General features: G+C 61.6%; 17 protein-coding genes. 8 read left to right on the top strand and 9 right to left on the bottom strand.

Annotated elements, in window-relative coordinates:
* Nucleotides 1-208 precede the first annotated feature (208 nt).
* From ACR0K1_RS21005 to ACR0K1_RS20995, 3 genes are read left to right on the top strand one after another with little or no spacing between them, the layout of a single operon-like run.
* A complete protein-coding gene (locus ACR0K1_RS21005) occupies nt 209-1051 on the top strand; it encodes a DMT family transporter (protein ID WP_480612515.1) in 843 nt (280 codons plus the stop codon).
* Nucleotides 1052-1090: 39 nt separating this feature from the next.
* On the top strand, nt 1091-1864 hold the full coding sequence (locus ACR0K1_RS21000; RefSeq protein ID WP_480851791.1) for an alpha/beta fold hydrolase: 774 nt from the start codon (nt 1091-1093) through the stop codon (nt 1862-1864).
* Nucleotides 1861-3012, top strand: coding sequence for an alpha-D-ribose 1-methylphosphonate 5-triphosphate diphosphatase (locus ACR0K1_RS20995; RefSeq protein ID WP_480612513.1), 1152 nt, complete (start codon nt 1861-1863; stop codon nt 3010-3012). Before ACR0K1_RS21000 ends, ACR0K1_RS20995 begins: the two co-directional genes overlap by 4 nt.
* A 60-nt stretch (nt 3013-3072) precedes the next feature.
* Here the strand turns inward: ACR0K1_RS20995 and ACR0K1_RS20990 are convergent, their stop codons facing one another.
* The 4 genes from ACR0K1_RS20990 to ACR0K1_RS20975 all read right to left on the bottom strand — a co-directional run bounded on the left by ACR0K1_RS20990 (nt 3073) and on the right by ACR0K1_RS20975 (nt 5670).
* Nucleotides 3073-4140 carry a 5-(carboxyamino)imidazole ribonucleotide synthase gene (locus ACR0K1_RS20990; protein WP_480612512.1) on the bottom strand — a complete coding sequence of 356 codons (1068 nt, stop codon included), beginning with the start codon at nt 4138-4140 and terminating at the stop codon, nt 3073-3075.
* Nucleotides 4141-4142: 2 nt separating this feature from the next.
* Entirely contained in the window at nt 4143-4898 is a 756-nt protein-coding gene (locus ACR0K1_RS20985) for an NAD(P)-binding domain-containing protein (RefSeq protein ID WP_480612511.1), read from the bottom strand.
* The gene (gene purE, locus ACR0K1_RS20980) at nt 4895-5380 is read right to left on the bottom strand and encodes a 5-(carboxyamino)imidazole ribonucleotide mutase (protein ID WP_480612510.1); all 486 of its coding nucleotides are present in this window, start codon (nt 5378-5380) and stop codon (nt 4895-4897) included. Before purE ends, ACR0K1_RS20985 begins: the two co-directional genes overlap by 4 nt.
* A gap of 65 nt (nt 5381-5445) precedes the next feature.
* Complete coding sequence (locus ACR0K1_RS20975; protein ID WP_010441787.1) at nt 5446-5670, bottom strand: YdcH family protein; 225 nt, start codon at nt 5668-5670, stop codon at nt 5446-5448.
* A gap of 164 nt (nt 5671-5834) precedes the next feature.
* Between ACR0K1_RS20975 and ACR0K1_RS20970 the strand changes: the two genes are divergently transcribed.
* The 4 genes from ACR0K1_RS20970 (at nt 5835) to ACR0K1_RS20955 (ending at nt 8330) form a co-directional block, all read left to right on the top strand.
* Entirely contained in the window at nt 5835-6248 is a 414-nt protein-coding gene (locus tag ACR0K1_RS20970) for an Hsp20 family protein (protein ID WP_058275530.1), read from the top strand.
* A 5-nt stretch (nt 6249-6253) separates the two neighbouring features.
* Nucleotides 6254-6478 (top strand): DUF1150 family protein, encoded by a 225-nt coding sequence (locus ACR0K1_RS20965; protein WP_480612509.1) that lies wholly within the window; start codon nt 6254-6256, stop codon nt 6476-6478.
* Nucleotides 6479-6582: 104 nt separating this feature from the next.
* Nucleotides 6583-7470: a PhzF family phenazine biosynthesis protein gene (locus ACR0K1_RS20960; protein ID WP_480612508.1), complete on the top strand. Its 888-nt coding sequence runs from the start codon at nt 6583-6585 to the stop codon at nt 7468-7470.
* Complete coding sequence (locus tag ACR0K1_RS20955) at nt 7467-8330, top strand: glycosyltransferase family 10 domain-containing protein (RefSeq protein ID WP_480612507.1); 864 nt, start codon at nt 7467-7469, stop codon at nt 8328-8330. Before ACR0K1_RS20960 ends, ACR0K1_RS20955 begins: the two co-directional genes overlap by 4 nt.
* Nucleotides 8331-8391: 61 nt before the next feature.
* Here the strand turns inward: ACR0K1_RS20955 and ACR0K1_RS20950 are convergent, their stop codons facing one another.
* From ACR0K1_RS20950 to trxB, 4 genes are all read right to left on the bottom strand, one after another.
* Nucleotides 8392-10110 (bottom strand): bifunctional sulfate adenylyltransferase/adenylylsulfate kinase, encoded by a 1719-nt coding sequence (locus tag ACR0K1_RS20950; protein WP_480612506.1) that lies wholly within the window; start codon nt 10108-10110, stop codon nt 8392-8394.
* Between the two features lie 196 nt (nt 10111-10306).
* Nucleotides 10307-11998, bottom strand: coding sequence for an adenylate/guanylate cyclase domain-containing protein (locus ACR0K1_RS20945; protein WP_480851790.1), 1692 nt, complete (start codon nt 11996-11998; stop codon nt 10307-10309).
* 69 nt (nt 11999-12067) lie between these two features.
* Nucleotides 12068-12496, bottom strand: a complete 429-nt coding sequence (locus ACR0K1_RS20940) for an RES family NAD+ phosphorylase (RefSeq protein WP_480851792.1) — start codon at nt 12494-12496, stop codon at nt 12068-12070.
* A 33-nt stretch (nt 12497-12529) separates the two neighbouring features.
* Complete coding sequence (trxB, locus tag ACR0K1_RS20935; RefSeq protein WP_480612503.1) at nt 12530-13471, bottom strand: thioredoxin-disulfide reductase; 942 nt, start codon at nt 13469-13471, stop codon at nt 12530-12532.
* A 225-nt stretch (nt 13472-13696) separates the two neighbouring features.
* On the opposite strand from trxB, the gene ACR0K1_RS20930 reads away from it, so the two are divergent.
* Complete coding sequence (locus ACR0K1_RS20930; protein WP_480612502.1) at nt 13697-14197, top strand: Lrp/AsnC family transcriptional regulator; 501 nt, start codon at nt 13697-13699, stop codon at nt 14195-14197.
* 117 nt (nt 14198-14314) lie between these two features.
* Here ACR0K1_RS20930 and ACR0K1_RS20925 read toward each other — a convergent pair whose 3' ends face one another.
* Entirely contained in the window at nt 14315-15097 is a 783-nt protein-coding gene (locus ACR0K1_RS20925) for a Hint domain-containing protein (protein ID WP_480612501.1), read from the bottom strand.
* Nucleotides 15098-15442: the final 345 nt, after the last annotated feature.

Raw genomic sequence — 15442 nt, 5'->3', positions numbered from 1 at the left:
GACCCCGAAAGGCGCTTGGCCGAGTGGCCAGGCTGCCGAAAGGGGGCCGCAGCAAAAGATTGACGGGGTCGCCTTCGGGCGGCCCCGTTTCTTTTGAATGCCCGTTGCGCGGGCATGCCTCCGGCGGGAGTATTTGGGAAAAGATGAAGGTGGGGCAGTTGCGGGAAAGTGAGTGTGCAAAGCGTGCCGAACCCGCTATGCGGTTGATATGAAGCTGTTCCTTCTTACCGCCCTGACCATGTGCGCCTTTGCGGCGAATTCGATTCTGAACCGATTGGCCATCGACAGCGGCGCGAGCGACCCTGCCGGGTTTGCGGTTGTGCGGGTGCTGTCCGGCGCTGTTGTGCTGGCCGTTCTGGTTTCGCTCCGGGCCGGGCATCTGCCCCTGCGCAACCGGCGCAGGATTGCAGGGGCGGGGGCGTTGTCGCTTTATATGATCGGGTTTTCAATCGCTTACCTGACATTGGACGCAGGTCTGGGCGCGCTGATCCTGTTCGGGGTTGTTCAGATCACGATGTTTGCGGTCACCTCTGCCACAGGCAGCGCGCCGACCGGCCGACAGGTTGCCGGGGCGGCGATTGCGCTGGCCGGTCTGGCCTATGTGCTGTGGCCCTCTGGTGCGGTTCAGGTCAGCCCCGTCGGCGCGGCGCTGATGACTGCGGCGGGGATCGGTTGGGCGATCTATTCGCTAGTCGGAAGAACCGAACCGGATGCGCTGGCCGGAACGGCGGCCAATTTCATCGTGGCGCTGCCAGTTACCGCACTGGCTTTGTTGGCGAGCGGCGGCGGCTGGCACATGACCGGTGCCGGGTATTTGCTGGCCGCCCTGTCTGGGGGCGTGACGTCGGGGATGGGCTATGCGCTCTGGTACCGGGTTCTGCCGCTGCTTGCGCCCACAACGGCGGCGGTTGTCCAACTGAGTGTCCCGATCATCGCCATTGTCGCGGGCGTTGTGCTTTTGGGCGAGGTCGCCAGCCTGCGCCTGATCCTTGGGGCGGCGCTGGTTTTGGGCGGCATTGCGCTGGCGGTGCTGCAACGGAAGCTGCGCTAGGGGTTTAACCCGCCCCCGTTAGGCTTTATCTGGCGGCTTATGAGATACCTGCTCGCCCTGTTTCTGTTCCTTGTTCCGCCTGCAGCTCAGGCCAAATGCGTCGTGCTGCTGCACGGCCTTGCCCGGACCGAGGCGTCCTTTACGGTCATGGAGCAGCTATTCAAAGCCCATGGCTACACCGTTGTGCGCCCGGGCTATCCTTCGACCGACCTGCCCATTCCCGAACTCGCCAGTCAGACATTGCCCGATGCTTTTGCCGCGTGCGGGGACGCCCCCGTCAATGTTGTGGCCCATTCCATGGGCGGTATCCTGTTGCGCTATTGGCTGCAGGACAATCACCCGGATAATCTGGGCCGCGTCGTCATGCTTGGGCCGCCCAATCAGGGCAGCCAGCTTGTGGATGAGCTTGGCGCGTGGGAGGTCTTTGGCATGCTGAACGGCCCCGCCGGGTTGGCGCTTGGGACCGGCCCCGAGGGGATCCCGCGAAAACTGCCGCCGGTCGAGTTCGAACTGGGCGTGATTGCGGGCGAAAACTCTCTGAACCCGCTGTTTTCCTCGATGATTAACGGCAAGGATGACGGCAAGGTCTCGATCAGGACCACCAAGGTCGAGGGGATGGCCGATCACATCGTTCTGCCCGTGACCCATACCTTCATGATGAACAATCCGCGTGTGATGGCACAGGCGCTGCATTTCATCGAGTTCGGCCAGTTTGATCCGCAGATCACCTGGCTGGACGGCGTGCTGGATGCGATTGACGAGATTTGCATCGGGCAGGATTGCTCGGAACCGGACTCGGAGCCGACTGAATGACCGCATTAAACCTGACGATGACCGGTGCGCAGGTTCTGCTGCCGGAACACGGGCTGACGCATGCCGCTCTGGCGATTGCGGAAGGTCTGGTCTGCGACGATCCGTTGGGTCCGCGGATCGATCTGTCCGGATATCTGATTCTGCCGGGGATTGTGGACCTGCATGGCGACGGGTTCGAACGCCACATCGCGCCGCGCCGGGGCGCGATGAAACAGATGGATCAGGGCATCCTGTCGGTCGAGGCGGAACTGGCGGCAAACGGCATAACAACCGCCGTTCTGGCCCAGTTTTACAGTTGGGAGGGTGGGGTGCGCGGCCCTGAATTCGCCGCTCAGGTCTTCGGGGCCATCGCCTCGGTGAAAGACAGCACTGTCACCGATCTGATCCCGCAATTGCGGTTCGAGACGCATATGCTGGACGACTATCAGGGATTGCCCGACCGGGTGGCCGAGTGGCAGGTGCCCTATGTGGTATTCAATGACCATCTGCCGCATGACCGTCTGGCGCAGGGCCGCACGCCGCCCCGTCTGACCGGGCAAGCCCTGAAAGCCGGACGCAGCCCCGAGGCGCATCTTGAGATGCTGCAAACCATGCATGCCCGCAAGGCCGAAGTCCCGCCCGCGCTCGACGCGCTTTGTGCCGACCTGACCGGGCGGGGCGTTCGGATGGGCAGCCATGACGACGCAACCGCCGAAACCCGTGCGTGGTGGCGTCAGCGTGGCGTGACGATCTCGGAATTCCCCGAAACGCTCGAGGCCGCCGAGGCTGCACGCGTCGCCGGGGACCACATCATCCTCGGCTCTCCCAACGTGGTGCGCGGCGGGTCGCACAAGGGCAATGCCAGTGCGCTGGACCTGATTGCGATGGGTCTGTGCGATGCGCTGGCCTCGGATTACCACTATCCCAGCCCGCGCCGTGCGGCGCTGATGCTGGCCAAATCCGGCCTGCTGGATCTGGCCGGGGCATGGGCGCTGGTCTCTTCCGGCCCCGCCCGCGTGCTGGGCTTGGCCGACCGCGGCACTCTGGCCGCAGGAAAGCGCGCGGACCTGATCATTCTGGACGCGCAGACCTACCGCGTGGCCGCCACCTTTGCGGCAGGGCGGGTCAGCTACATGGCCGGGGATATCGCGGCCCGGTTCTTCACCTGATCCGCCCTTCATCTGTCCAAAAATATCCCCGCCGGAGGCATCGCGCGTCAGCGCGATTTCTCAGCGAACGATCCGGTTGAAATGTCCCATCTTCCGACCCGGCTTGACCTCGGCCTTGCCATAGAGATGCAGCGCCACATCCCGTTCGCGCGCCAATTCCGGCACGCGGTCCATGTCGTGACCGATCAGATTCTCCATCACCACATCCGAATGCCGCTGACCGTCGCCTAAGGGCCAACCGGCCACCGCGCGGATATGCTGTTCGAACTGGTCTACGGCGCAGCCATTCTGCGTCCAATGGCCCGAGTTATGGACACGCGGCGCAATCTCGTTCACGATCAGACCCTGCGGTGTCACAAACAGCTCGACCCCCATGACCCCAACGTAATCCAGCGCATTCAGGATATTGGCCGCCAGCAGCACCGCGTCGGTGCGCCGGGCGGGGGGCAGGCGGGCGGGAACGGTAGTGGTGTGGAGGATGCCATCCCGATGCACATTCTCGCCCGGATCGAAACAGGCAACCTGACCGTCCAGACCCCGCGCTGCGATGATCGAGACCTCATGGCTGAAGTCGACAAACCCTTCGAGGATCGAGGGGGCACCGGCCATTTCCGCCAAAGCAGCTTCCACCTCCTCGGGCGCGCGCAGCCGCGCCTGACCTTTGCCGTCATAGCCGAACCGGCGGGTTTTCAGGATCGCCGGGGTTCCGATCTCGTCAATCGCCGTGTTCAGGCTGTCCAGATCGGTAATGTCGGCAAAGGGGGCAGTGTTCAGGCCCAGCCCCTGAAGAAAGGTCTTTTCGGTCAGCCGATCCTGACTGACCCGCAGCGCCTCGCGCCCGGGGCGGATCGGACGATGCGCTTCCAGCAGGTCCAGCGCCTGCGTCGGGATGTTCTCGAATTCATAGGTGATGACATCGACCGCGTCGGCAAATGCCTTTAACGCCCCGGCATCGTCATAGGCCGCGGTTGTCACCCGGTCCGCCACCTGCCCGGCGGGCGGGTTTGCGCCCGGCTCGTAGATGTGGGTCAGGAAACCAAGCCGCGCCGCCGCAACCGACAGCATCCGGCCCAGTTGACCGCCGCCCAGAATTCCAATCGTTGCGCCGGGGGCAAGCATGTCAGTCATCCTCAGGTCTCCAACCGTTTCCCAATGGCGGTCAACGCCGTGTGTAATGCGTCATGCGCTTTGCCTGCGCGCAGGGTTTCCGTCATCTGCAGGCTCAGCGTGCCATCCGTCGCCAGCGCATCACGTTCTTGCGCCAACCGCCCCGATTTGCCCTTTTCCATCACGGAAAGGAAGCCCGCGACCAATTGAGTTGTGTAAAACTCGGCGCTGTCCGCGTCGCCGGTTTCCCCGGCCAGCCAGTCAGCGCCCGTGGCCAGCAGGTCCAGCAGGCCGGGCACCATGGCGCAGACAGCGAAATGGGCGTTCAGCGCAGCCTCATCCGCCACTTTGACCACGGGGTTTTCCGGCGCGAACAGATCGGCCAGCAGGCGGTCATTGCCAAAGGCTGCCAAAGGGCATCCACCCGCTTCCAAAAAGCCCAGCGGAATGGTCTGCACAAAATCCGAGACAGGGGCGCAGAGTACCGCCAATTGCGCCGCAGGCACTGCGGCCATGACCGATACGATCCGTTGATCCGCGCGGAAGGTGAGTGGCGTCAGGACCTCTTGCGCCAGATGCGGGCGCAGGCAGAGGAACACGATCTCTGACGCGTCGATCACGGCCTGAGGCGCACCGATGGTGACACCCAGTTTGGCTTTCAATTGTGCCGAGACCTGCGCGTTGCGTTCCGTCACCGCAATCTCATGGCCCTTGGCCGCCAGAAACCGCACCATCGGGGCCGCAATATGCCCGGTGCCGATAAAGCCGATACGGCTCATCCCTCGGGTTCTTCGGCGATCGAGGCGGACAGGGCGGCGCGCCACGCATCCAGCCTTGCGGCCAGTTCGGAGTCTTGCAGCGCCAGAATACCAGCGGCCATCAGGCCCGCATTGGCCCCGCCAGCCGCGCCGATTGCCATGGTGGCAACGGGAAACCCTTTGGGCATCTGCACAATAGAATACAGCGAATCGACCCCCGACAGCGCCCGCGTCTGAATCGGCACCCCAACCACCGGCACCCGCGTTTTTGACGCCATCATCCCCGGCAAATGCGCAGCCCCGCCAGCGCCTGCGATAATCACCTGCAGCCCGCGATCCACAGCGGTTTTGCCATAGTCCCACAAACGGTCCGGAGTGCGATGTGCCGAGACGATGCGTTTTTCGTATGTCACGTCCAACTCGTCCAGAATACCAGCGGCTTCCTTCATCGTGGGCCAGTCCGACTGGCTGCCCATAATGATGCCCACTTTCACGTCACTCATCCGCTTGTGCCCCTGCCACCTGAAAGAGCGCGCACTATAGCCAAATCCGCATTCGTGGCAATGCGTCAGGCAATGATGTCGGGGGTCAGGCGATCTTCGATCAGGCGGATGATGTCTTTCAGCCGCAATTTCTGCTTTTTCAGCCGTTTGATCGTCAGTTGATCCGAGGTCCCTTTGGCCTGAAGCGCCTCGATCGCCTCATCCAGATCGCGGTGCTGGCGGCGAAAAACCTCAAGCTCAACGCGCAGAACTTCATCTGTTTTCATCGAAAGGTCGGTAGGCGCGTTCATGGGCGACTCGGGGTTGGTGGTGGTGCTTGCCACACAAGATAGTGTGTCCGGGTTTATCCCGCCAGACCTTGTGGACATCCCCGTATCTTCCCATATTCTATTGTACGCGGTTGCCAAAACGGGGCCGCACCATACGTCGCTTTGACATAAAAGGACGAGACAACGTGTCAAAACTTACCTTGGGCTCATACCCGCATCTTTTGGGGTTCGAGCAATTGGAACGCCTTCTGGAGCGGTCTGCAAAGGCCGGCAATGAAGGATACCCGCCCTATAACATCGAACAGACCTCGGATTTTTCGTACCGCATCACTCTGGCGGTGGCCGGGTTCGCGGAAGAGGATCTGTCGATCACCATCGAGGATCGCCAACTGGTGATCCGGGGCCGTCAACGCGACGACAGCGAGGGGCGCATATTCCTGCACCGTGGCATCGCCGCGCGTCAGTTCCAGCGCATGTTCGTGCTGGCCGACGGTGTCGAGGTCGGTGAGGCGATCATGGAAAACGGTCTGCTGCATGTGGACCTGACCCGCGCCGTGCCGGAAACCGTGGTGCAGACAATCAACATAAGAAAGGGGTAAGAGCAATGAATACACCGATTGAGATGAATGCCGAAGGCGACCGGATCGTTTACGTGAAAACCGTCGAAGTGGCAGACCTGCCGCGCGATCTGCGCGATCAGGCGGGCGATCTGGATCAGCTTTACGCCGTGCATGATTCCGACGGGCAGCAGCTGGCGCTTGTGGCCGACCGCAAGCTGGCCTTTGTGCTGGCCCGCGAACACGACCTGTCCCCGGTGGCCGTTCACTGAACGGCCCCCTCCACGCCGATTGGGGCGTGACATTTCCCGCAACACGCGCGACACATACGAACCGGCAGCACCTGCCGCTTGCACTGCATCGGGGAATTTTCTGCATGAGCTGGTTCGATTTTGATTGGGTAGACGCATTCAGTGATCGCGCGTTCGGCGGCAACGGATGCGCCGTTGTCCATGGCGGGGCCGATCTGCCCGAGGACGTTTGCACCGCCTATGTTCGCGAAACGTCTCTGGTCGAATGTACGTTTACCGGCCCGTCCGATGTGGCGGACGTGAAGGTGCGTTATTTCCTTGCCAGCCGTGAGATCCCCTTTGCCGGGCATCCCACCATTGCCACCGTGGCCGCCCTGCGGTCGCGGGGGCTGTTTTCGGGTGATACACTGACGCTGGAAACCGGGGCTGGGATCGTGTCCATTTCGCTGACCGGCGAAGAGATCGAGATGACTCAGGTCGCGCCCAAGTTTGGCGCACGTGTTCCTGCCGATCTTGTGGCCGCAGCGGTCAGCCTGCCTGAGGATGCTATCGTATCCCCGCCCCAGATGGTCTCGACCGGGCTGCCCTTTTGCATCACGGTTCTGAAGGATCATGACACGCTGCGCGCCGCCAAGCTGGCCGAGGGGCCGCTGCGCGAGGTGGCTGCGAAGGCGGGATATTCCGGCTCGGACATGGCCGAGCCGTTTCTGGTCACTTTGAAGGGGGCGACGGAGGCGGGCGACACATTCTCGCGCCTGCTGATGGCGCCGCCCAGCCCGCCCGAGGATCCCTTCACCGGGTCGGCGACCGGCGCGATGGCGGCCTATTTGTGGAAATACGGCCTGATGGACAAAGACACCTTCACCGCCGAGCAAGGCCACGACATGGGCCGTCCGGGGCAGGCGACCGTGACACGGGTTGGTTCGGTTGAGGCGATGACCGGGATAAAAGTTGCGGGGCACGGCCATGTTCTGATGCGGGGGCAGGTGGATTTGCCGGACAGGCTGCAATGACCGAGCCAGCGATTGCGATATTGCCCTATGGCCACCGGCTTGGCCCCGATCTGGCCAAGGTTCCGCTGGACGAATTGATCTGGCCCGAAGGCTTCCCCGACCGCCTGACGGGCAAGACAATCGGAGATCTTGAACCGACCGATCACCTGATCATGTATCCGAATTCAACCGTGCATCTGCGGTGGCGCAGGGGCACCCGCGCGCAGATTTCGCTGATGATGGGCGAGCCTTCGGCGATCCATGCCAAGCACGACCGGATGTTGCGGTTCACCTGGCGGCGCTTTTTCCGGGTGCTGACCTTTCACGATGTTCTGCTGCAGGGCATCCCAAATGCGGTGTTCCTGCCCTACGGCCCGACGATGGTGCCCAACTGGCGCGATCTGGACGTGACGAAGACCAAATCCTGCTCGCTGATCGCCTCGGCAAAGCGGGACCTTGTGGGGCATCAACTGCGCCATTCGCTGATCGACTGGGTGCGTGAAACCGGGGTTGATGTGGATATCATGGGCCGCGGCTACACCCCGTTCGACGACAAATCGGACGGGCTTGCGCCCTATCAATATTCCGTCGTGATCGAGAACGTGCGTGAGAAGAATTATTTCTCCGAAAAGCTGACCGATGCGATCCTGTGTTCAACTGTGCCAATCTATTGGGGCTGCCCCAATATCGGCGATTTCATGGATACATCCGGCATGATCCTGTGCGAAGCGCAGGCCGACATCCAGCGCGCGGTAGAGGCCATGTCGCCCGAGGATTACGCAGAACGCCTGCCGCATCTGAAAGCGATCCAGCCCAAGGCCGCAGAGTTCGGCGATTTCGAGGGCCGCGCCGTCGCGGCGATCCGGGCCGCGTTGCAGTAAACCAGCGTCTCAACGAAAAAGCCCCCGGCGGGACCGGGGGCTTTTTGGGTTTTTTTGCGATTTACGTCGCGGCGATCAGGCCCATGCTTTCCAGTTTCAGCAGCACCTGATGGGCGCAGTTGTCGACCTCGACATTCTCGGTCTCGACGCTCAGTTCGGGGTTCGCGGGAACGTCGTAAGGGTCTGAAATCCCGGTGAATTCCTTGATCTTGCCTTCACGCGCCAGCTTGTACAGGCCCTTGCGGTCGCGGCGTTCGCATTCCTCGATGCTGGTGGCCACATGGACTTCGCAGAAGGCACCGAACTGTTCGATCTCTTCCCGCACCGCGCGGCGGGTGGTGGCATAAGGCGCGATGGGCGCGCAGATGGCAATGCCCCCGTTCTTGGTGATCTCGGACGCTACATACCCGATGCGGCGGATGTTCAGGTCGCGATGCTCTTTTGAGAAACCCAGTTCCGACGACAGGTTCTTACGAACGATGTCCCCATCCAGCAGAGTGACCGGACGGCCCCCCATCTCCATCAGCTTGACCATAAGCGCGTTGGCGATGGTGGATTTGCCGCTCCCTGAGAAGCCGGTGAAGAACACGGTAAAGCCCTGCTGGCTGCGCGGCGGTTTGGTCTTGCGCAGCTCGGCGACCACTTCGGGGAAGCTGAACCATTCGGGGATTTCCAGACCCTCGGCCAGACGGCGGCGCAGTTCGGTGCCGCTGATGTTCAGGATCGTTACGTCATCCTTGTCGAGGATCTCGTCATTCGGCTCGTACTGGGCGCGTTCCTGCACATAGACCATGTGTTTGAAATCAACCATCTCGACGCCGATTTCATCCTGGTACTGGCGGAACAGGTCCTGCGCGTCATAAGGCCCATAGAAATCCTCACCGGTCGAGTTCTTGCCCGGACCCGCATGGTCGCGACCGACGATGAAATGGGTGCAGCCATGGTTGGCCCGGATCAGACCATGCCAGACCGCCTCGCGCGGGCCGGCCATGCGCATGGCGAGGTTCAGCAGGCTCATCGAGGTCGTCGAGGCCGGATACTTGTCCAGAACCGCCTCATAGCAGCGCACGCGGGTGAAGTGGTCCACATCACCGGGCTTGGTCATGCCGACAACCGGGTGGATCAGCAGGTTGGCCTGCGCTTCCTTGGCGGCGCGGAAGGTCAGTTCCTGATGCGCGCGGTGCAGCGGGTTGCGGGTCTGGAAGGCCACGATACGGCGCCAGCCCAGCTTGCGGAAAAAGGCGCGCATCTCGTTCGGGGTGTCGCGGCGGGCGCGGAAATCATAGTGGACGGGCTGCTGGATGCCGACCACCGGGCCGCCCAGATAGACCTTGCCTGCAACATTGTGCAGGTAGTTGACGGCAGGGTGGGCATCGTCATCCGCGCCAAACACCTTCTCGGCCTCGCGAGCCTTGTCCGGGGTCCAGCGGTCGGTCACGGTCATGGTGCCGAGGATCACGCCCTCCTGGTCGCGCAGGGCGATGTCCTGACCCAGTTCGATGCCGTCGGCGAAATCTTCGCTGACATCCAGCGTGATCGGCATCGGCCACAATGTGCCATCGGCCAGACGCATGTTTTCGACGACGTTGTCGTAATCCGCCTCGCTCAGGAACCCTTTCAGGGGGTTGAACCCACCATTCATCAGCAGTTCCAGATCGCAGATCTGGCGCGGGCTCAGATCCCAGCTTGTCAGGTCGGCGGCTTCGACCTTGAGTTTCTGGGCCGAGTCATAAGACACGTACAGCTCGGGGATCGGGGCCAGATTGCTTAACATCGTCATGAGAATACTCTTATCGCAGTGGTGAAGTACCAGTGATTCCTCGGTGTTCGAGGGGCATTTGCCCCGGCTGTCCAACGAAGTCCACAGGCATGCTGAAAACAAAGGACGATATGCGTCGATTTTCTTTGGATTGGAAGGATTTTCCGCTTCCGCCTGCAAAACCCGACCAGGGTCCCGCAAAATGGCAACAATTCCCTCAGTCCGAGGATTTGTGTTCCTGCGCGTAAACGGACGGATCAAAGCCCGAGACCCGGCGAATTGGCAGCGCGGGAACCGGGTGCTGGACGCCCCGCAGCTCAAAACGCTGCAACCGGGCGGGCGGGACAGTCAGGCCCGCTGCTGTCAGCAGTTCGCCTGAAACCAGAAGCTCGACACCCAGTGCTTTGGTTTGGCCTTCCAGACGGCTGGCGACATTGACTGCGTCGCCGATGATGGTGCGGGGGGCATGGCCTTCGGCGCCGATCTCACCCAAAACCAGATCACCCAGATGCAGGCCCATCCCGATGCGAATTCCGGGGCTTCCTTCGGCTTCGAGCTTTTCGTTGAAACGCTCCAGTGCCTTGCTGATGTCGATGGCCGCTTTCAGCCCGGCTTTGGCCGAGGCGGCGGCGTCGGGTTTTTCGAACACGGCGAGCAAGCCGTCTCCCATATATTTGTCGACAACACCGCCATCTGCGGTGATTGCCGGGACGATGGCGTCGAAAAAGCGGTTCAGCAGGAACACGATGTCATATGGCAACTGTCCCGTGGTGCGCGCGGTAAAGCTGCGCATGTCCAGAAACAGAACCGCCAGCTGGCGTTCCTGTCCCTGGCTGGCGTGGCCGCGGTTGCGCCCGCCATCGGGGCGATACACGCGATAGATCGAAATCGGGTCGGTCGGGCGGATCTGGCAGGCCAGCCGGGTTTGCGGCGACGCGCCAACTGCGGCCAGGCTGCGGGCCTCGACCTCGCTGGGTGGGGGCAGGAAATCCGAGCCGTCCTCGATGATGACCCGGCAGGTGGTACAGCGCCCCTTGCCGCCGCAGAGCGCCGTATGCGGGATGCCGTTCGCCTGTGAGATTTCAAGCAGCGTCATGCCCTTCTCCGCCACAACCTCGGGGCCGCGCGAATAGGTCACCCGGACGGAATGCCTGCGCCGCCACAGTTTGCGCCCGACAAAGACCATCGCGGTCACCGCAAGCGCCGCGAGAAATGCCGCCACCGCATTGTCCTTGACGCTGAACAAGGTCTGAAAGGCTTCGGGCGAGGGCCAGTTATAATGTTCGATATATTGCTGCCGCAGGAACTCATCCGCGAAATCGGCCCAGATGCGCCGCCCTTCGGTCAGCAACCCCGCCAGCGCGAACGAGGGGATAAAGACCGCCACGCCGATCAGATAGGGCACGGCCTTGCGCCACCAAGCTGTCAGCCGCAGCCACATGTGAAGGCCGATGCAGCCATGCACCCAGACCAGCAACAGCAACAGGCTTTGCATCCAGATGGCGGAATTGGGCCACATCAGCACGATGATATAGCCCATCTCGTCATTGACGTCGAAAACCTCGTGCGCGAAGCGGGTTTGCACGATGTGAGAGATAAGCTGAAGCGGAATCAGCAGCCCCAGAATGATCTGCAGGGCCGTACTGAACGGCATGCGCAAGGTCCTGCGCTGCGCGATCGATGTCAGCGCCAGCCCCGCGTGCAAAAACAGCGCGATGTAGAGAACCACGCTCATGACATCGTGGCGGGTGACGGCTTTGCGACCGTCTTGCATGCCGTGCAGGAAATCGGTGTGAAACAGGCCCAGACCGATATTTATGAAGTGAAAAAAGGTAAAGGTGAACAGGACCAGACCGCTGCCAATCCTGAGCCGGGTCGACCAGCCACCACGCCAAAGGGGGTTATCCAATCAGATCACCTGCATTCGCTTTGCTTATGCCCGAGTCTGATACGGGTGCGCGAACGGGTCAAGCTAGGGTTAGGAATAAGACGGAACCCATGTGGTTGCCGGTGCATCGACGTGGATCAGCGCAGAAGAGATATTGAACAGTACGATATGGCCGAGGTCGGGGCGCGAACGTGAGCTATACAGCAACCCGTCAGCCCCTTCGGAACGGGCATTGTCCGAAAACTGCCATGTCGGGGAACGGCCCGTATCGCCGTGTATGTCCTGCCAGACAATCGACGCCTCGCGCTGTCCACGCAGGTCCACCAGCCGAGCCCCCGCGATACGCGTGCGCAGCAATACCCGTGGCGGGTCGCCCGCCGAGACATAGCGCCGGATCGCGACCCCGGCCCCCTCGGCGCTGAGCGAGGCGTAAAGCGCCGTTTGCCCCGCGTAATGAAAACGCCCCTCGGGTGCCCTTGCGGGGGCCAGAGGGGCGTCGATTTGCGACAGAAACAGAATTCTCCAGACCGGGCCCGAGAATTCCAGGACCTGTTACTCCTGCTCGGCCAGGAACCGCTCGGCGTCGAGTGCGGCCATACAGCCCATGCCTGCGCTGGTGACGGCCTGACGGTAGACGTGGTCTGTCAGATCGCCCGCGGCGAAGACGCCGGGGACCGAGGTTTCGGTGGTGCCGGGTTTGGTCACGACATAGCCGCCCATATGAGTGTCCAGCGTGTCTTTGACCAGTTCGTTGGCAGGCGCGTGGCCGATGGCGACGAACACGCCTTTGCACGGGATCTCGGTGATCTCGCCGGTTTTGACATTCTTGACCCGGACACCTTCGACGCCCAGCGGGGCATCGGTGCCGATCACCTCGTCCAGCTCATGGAACCACAAAGGCTCGATCTTTTCATTCTTCATCAGTCGATCCTGCAGGATTTTCTCGGCCCGCAGCTCGTCCCGGCGGTGGATCAGGGTGACCTTGCTGGCGAAGTTGGTCAGGAACAGCGCCTCTTCCACGGCGGTGTTGCCGCCGCCGATCACCACGATTTCCTGACCGCGATAGAAGAACCCGTCACAGGTGGCACAGGCCGAGACGCCAAAGCCCTTGAACTTTTCTTCCGACGGCAGGCCAAGCCATTTCGCGCGGGCACCGGTGGCCAGAATGACGGCGTCGGCGGTATAGGTGCTGCCATTGTCGCCCTTGGCCGTAAAAGGCCGATGGCTCAGATCCAGATCGCTGATGATATCGCCAATCACTTCGCAACCCATCGCTTTTACGTGATCCTGCATCCGGACCATCAGATCGGGGCCCTGAACCTCGGTATCGCCGGGCCAGTTCTCGACCTCGGTGGTGGTGGTCAGCTGGCCGCCGGGTTCGATCCCCTGCACCAGAATGGGGTTTAGCATCGCGCGGCTGGCATAGACGCCGGCCGTGTACCCTGCGGGCCCCGACCCGATGATCAGAACCTTGGTGTGACGTGTCTCGGTCATGGTATCCCCGCTCGAACTGCCTGAACCGGGCCGTTTGCCCGTCGCACCGATATAGCGAGGGGCGGGCAGGGCTTAAAGCCCCCTCTTGCCCCTGATCCACCATGCGCTGCGGGCAGGGCTGCGCCCGGCCTGTGAATCGCAAGATCAACAAAATTGCGCGGATGCGAAACATTATTGCGCATGGGCGGGGTACTGATATAACAACCGAAAAATCAGGAGCATTTGATGGTCACGACTCGGCTGGATGAAATCGACCGCAAGATTCTGGCAGAATTGCAGGCGGACGGTCGTATGACCAATGTTGAACTGGCCAAACGTGTCGGAATCTCGGCCCCGCCCTGTCTGCGGCGGGTGCGCACGCTGGAAGAATCCGGCTACATCACCGGCTACCATGCCGATGTGAACGCCCGCGAACTGGGATTCGAGGTTCAGGTCTTTGTGATGGTCGGTCTGGACAGTCAGGCCGAATCGGAACTCAGCGCATTTGAAGAACGCTGCCGCGACTGGCCGCTGGTCCGCGAATGCCACATGCTGAACGGCGAGGTGGATTTCATGCTGAAATGCGTGGCCCCGGACCTAAGCAGTTTTCAGCAGTTTTTGACCGGCGAGCTACTGACCACGCCGAACGTGGCCAGCGTCAAGACATCGCTTGTTATCCGAGGCGCAAAAGACGAGCCAGGCGTGCCGTTCGACGTTTTGGAAGAACGAATGAGCCGGACGGCTTAAGCTGCGCGCCGCGTGCACTCAGGGCGATTGGCGGCAACATGGCCGCAATCGCCAACGAAAGTATCCAACTTAGTAATATCTGCATAATGCCCCCACACTGCAGTAATCATTAACATCTCAGGCCGTGATCGCGTCTACCTCTCCGTCTCCGGCGCGCGGCATCAGCAGCGGGCCAAAATCGTTCAGCGATTCGATATGCGCAAACAGGTTCAGATAGATTGACCGTAGCGAATGGCTGATCATCCGGACCGCGTTCACACCTGGGTGATATGTTTCAAATTGTAAACCATCCACGCGGATAACGGAATGCCGTTTTAGGCAAATGTGAAACAATTCCACGGGCGTAGGCGGCATTGTCTCAATCACCCCCATCCCGTCCTGAAACTCGGAGACCGGCGTCAGAATCGGTGCGCCTTCATTCAGGTGGCGCAGATGCGCGGGCGTGCCCAGAATGCGGGCAGCCGGGCCGGCAATGACGCCGGACATCGGTTTTTGCATGCCGAACGTATCGGCCATGATCCGCGTCAGCGGGCGAGTGCGGCCCCTGGCGTCCTCGCGTCCGGGGATCAGAGTGACAGACCCCTTCCATAGAACCGTTTCCGACGCGCCATCCTGCGTCAGGACCGTATCGCCGGGCATCAGATCCTCGATCGCCATCGGGCCAAGTTCGGTTTCCACCAACGAGCCACGGGTGAAGGCGCAGAACGCGTCTTCGAACATGGGCAGCGCCGGCGCGATATGGCGGGTCTGCGCGACCTCGCCGTTCTTCAGCAACGTGCTGACTTCGTAGCGGCGCAGTTGCGCTTTTCTTTTGGTGGCCGGGCGCGGTGCATTTTTCAGCAGTGCCGTCGTTTCGACGGCGTTTCTGGCCGCCCGGGCCAATGAATTAGGAATAGTCATCGATATTCCTTCCCCTCTAAATGTCCGAACAGCCGAGAGAAATCCCCATACATTCCCGCCTGACGGTTTGGTTCTTTGCCTTGAAATAAATGGACAACCTCTGGGCGCCGGTCTGTAATCCAGCACACAGCGAATAAATTTCGCATCCCATCGGTCAACACATTGACCCCCCAGACAAACTCGTACTTTGCGGGTTGCAATTTCCCGCGCACACACTCCGAACACTGGTCGCGGTCAGGGCCGCGACCCGCAACGCATCAGACCGGAGCAGTCCCTGATGCGCCTTAAACCCGTCGGGACCGGCAGCTGGCCCCTTGGGTATTCTGTTTCAGCGTCGTGTTGCCA

The organism is Ruegeria sp. F5 (assembly GCF_056533845.1).
The sequence above is the reverse complement of the archived record's forward strand: the minus strand, read 5'-3'. Positions and strand labels throughout refer to the sequence as shown.

Coding starts and splice junctions, on each gene's coding strand:
- ACR0K1_RS20995 (WP_480612513.1), top strand. CDS start 1,861: ATGACCGCATTAAACCTGACGATGACCGGTGCGCAGGTTCTGCTGCCG.
- ACR0K1_RS20975 (WP_010441787.1), bottom strand. CDS start 5,670: ATGAACGCGCCTACCGACCTTTCGATGAAAACAGATGAAGTTCTGCGC.
- ACR0K1_RS21005 (WP_480612515.1), top strand. CDS start 209: ATGAAGCTGTTCCTTCTTACCGCCCTGACCATGTGCGCCTTTGCGGCG.
- trxB (WP_480612503.1), bottom strand. CDS start 13,471: ATGACCGAGACACGTCACACCAAGGTTCTGATCATCGGGTCGGGGCCC.
- ACR0K1_RS20930 (WP_480612502.1), top strand. CDS start 13,697: ATGGTCACGACTCGGCTGGATGAAATCGACCGCAAGATTCTGGCAGAA.
- ACR0K1_RS20985 (WP_480612511.1), bottom strand. CDS start 4,898: ATGAGCCGTATCGGCTTTATCGGCACCGGGCATATTGCGGCCCCGATG.
- ACR0K1_RS20925 (WP_480612501.1), bottom strand. CDS start 15,097: ATGACTATTCCTAATTCATTGGCCCGGGCGGCCAGAAACGCCGTCGAA.
- purE (WP_480612510.1), bottom strand. CDS start 5,380: ATGAGTGACGTGAAAGTGGGCATCATTATGGGCAGCCAGTCGGACTGG.
- ACR0K1_RS21000 (WP_480851791.1), top strand. CDS start 1,091: ATGAGATACCTGCTCGCCCTGTTTCTGTTCCTTGTTCCGCCTGCAGCT.
- ACR0K1_RS20960 (WP_480612508.1), top strand. CDS start 6,583: ATGAGCTGGTTCGATTTTGATTGGGTAGACGCATTCAGTGATCGCGCG.
- ACR0K1_RS20950 (WP_480612506.1), bottom strand. CDS start 10,110: ATGACGATGTTAAGCAATCTGGCCCCGATCCCCGAGCTGTACGTGTCT.
- ACR0K1_RS20955 (WP_480612507.1), top strand. CDS start 7,467: ATGACCGAGCCAGCGATTGCGATATTGCCCTATGGCCACCGGCTTGGC.
- ACR0K1_RS20990 (WP_480612512.1), bottom strand. CDS start 4,140: ATGACTGACATGCTTGCCCCCGGCGCAACGATTGGAATTCTGGGCGGC.
- ACR0K1_RS20965 (WP_480612509.1), top strand. CDS start 6,254: ATGAATACACCGATTGAGATGAATGCCGAAGGCGACCGGATCGTTTAC.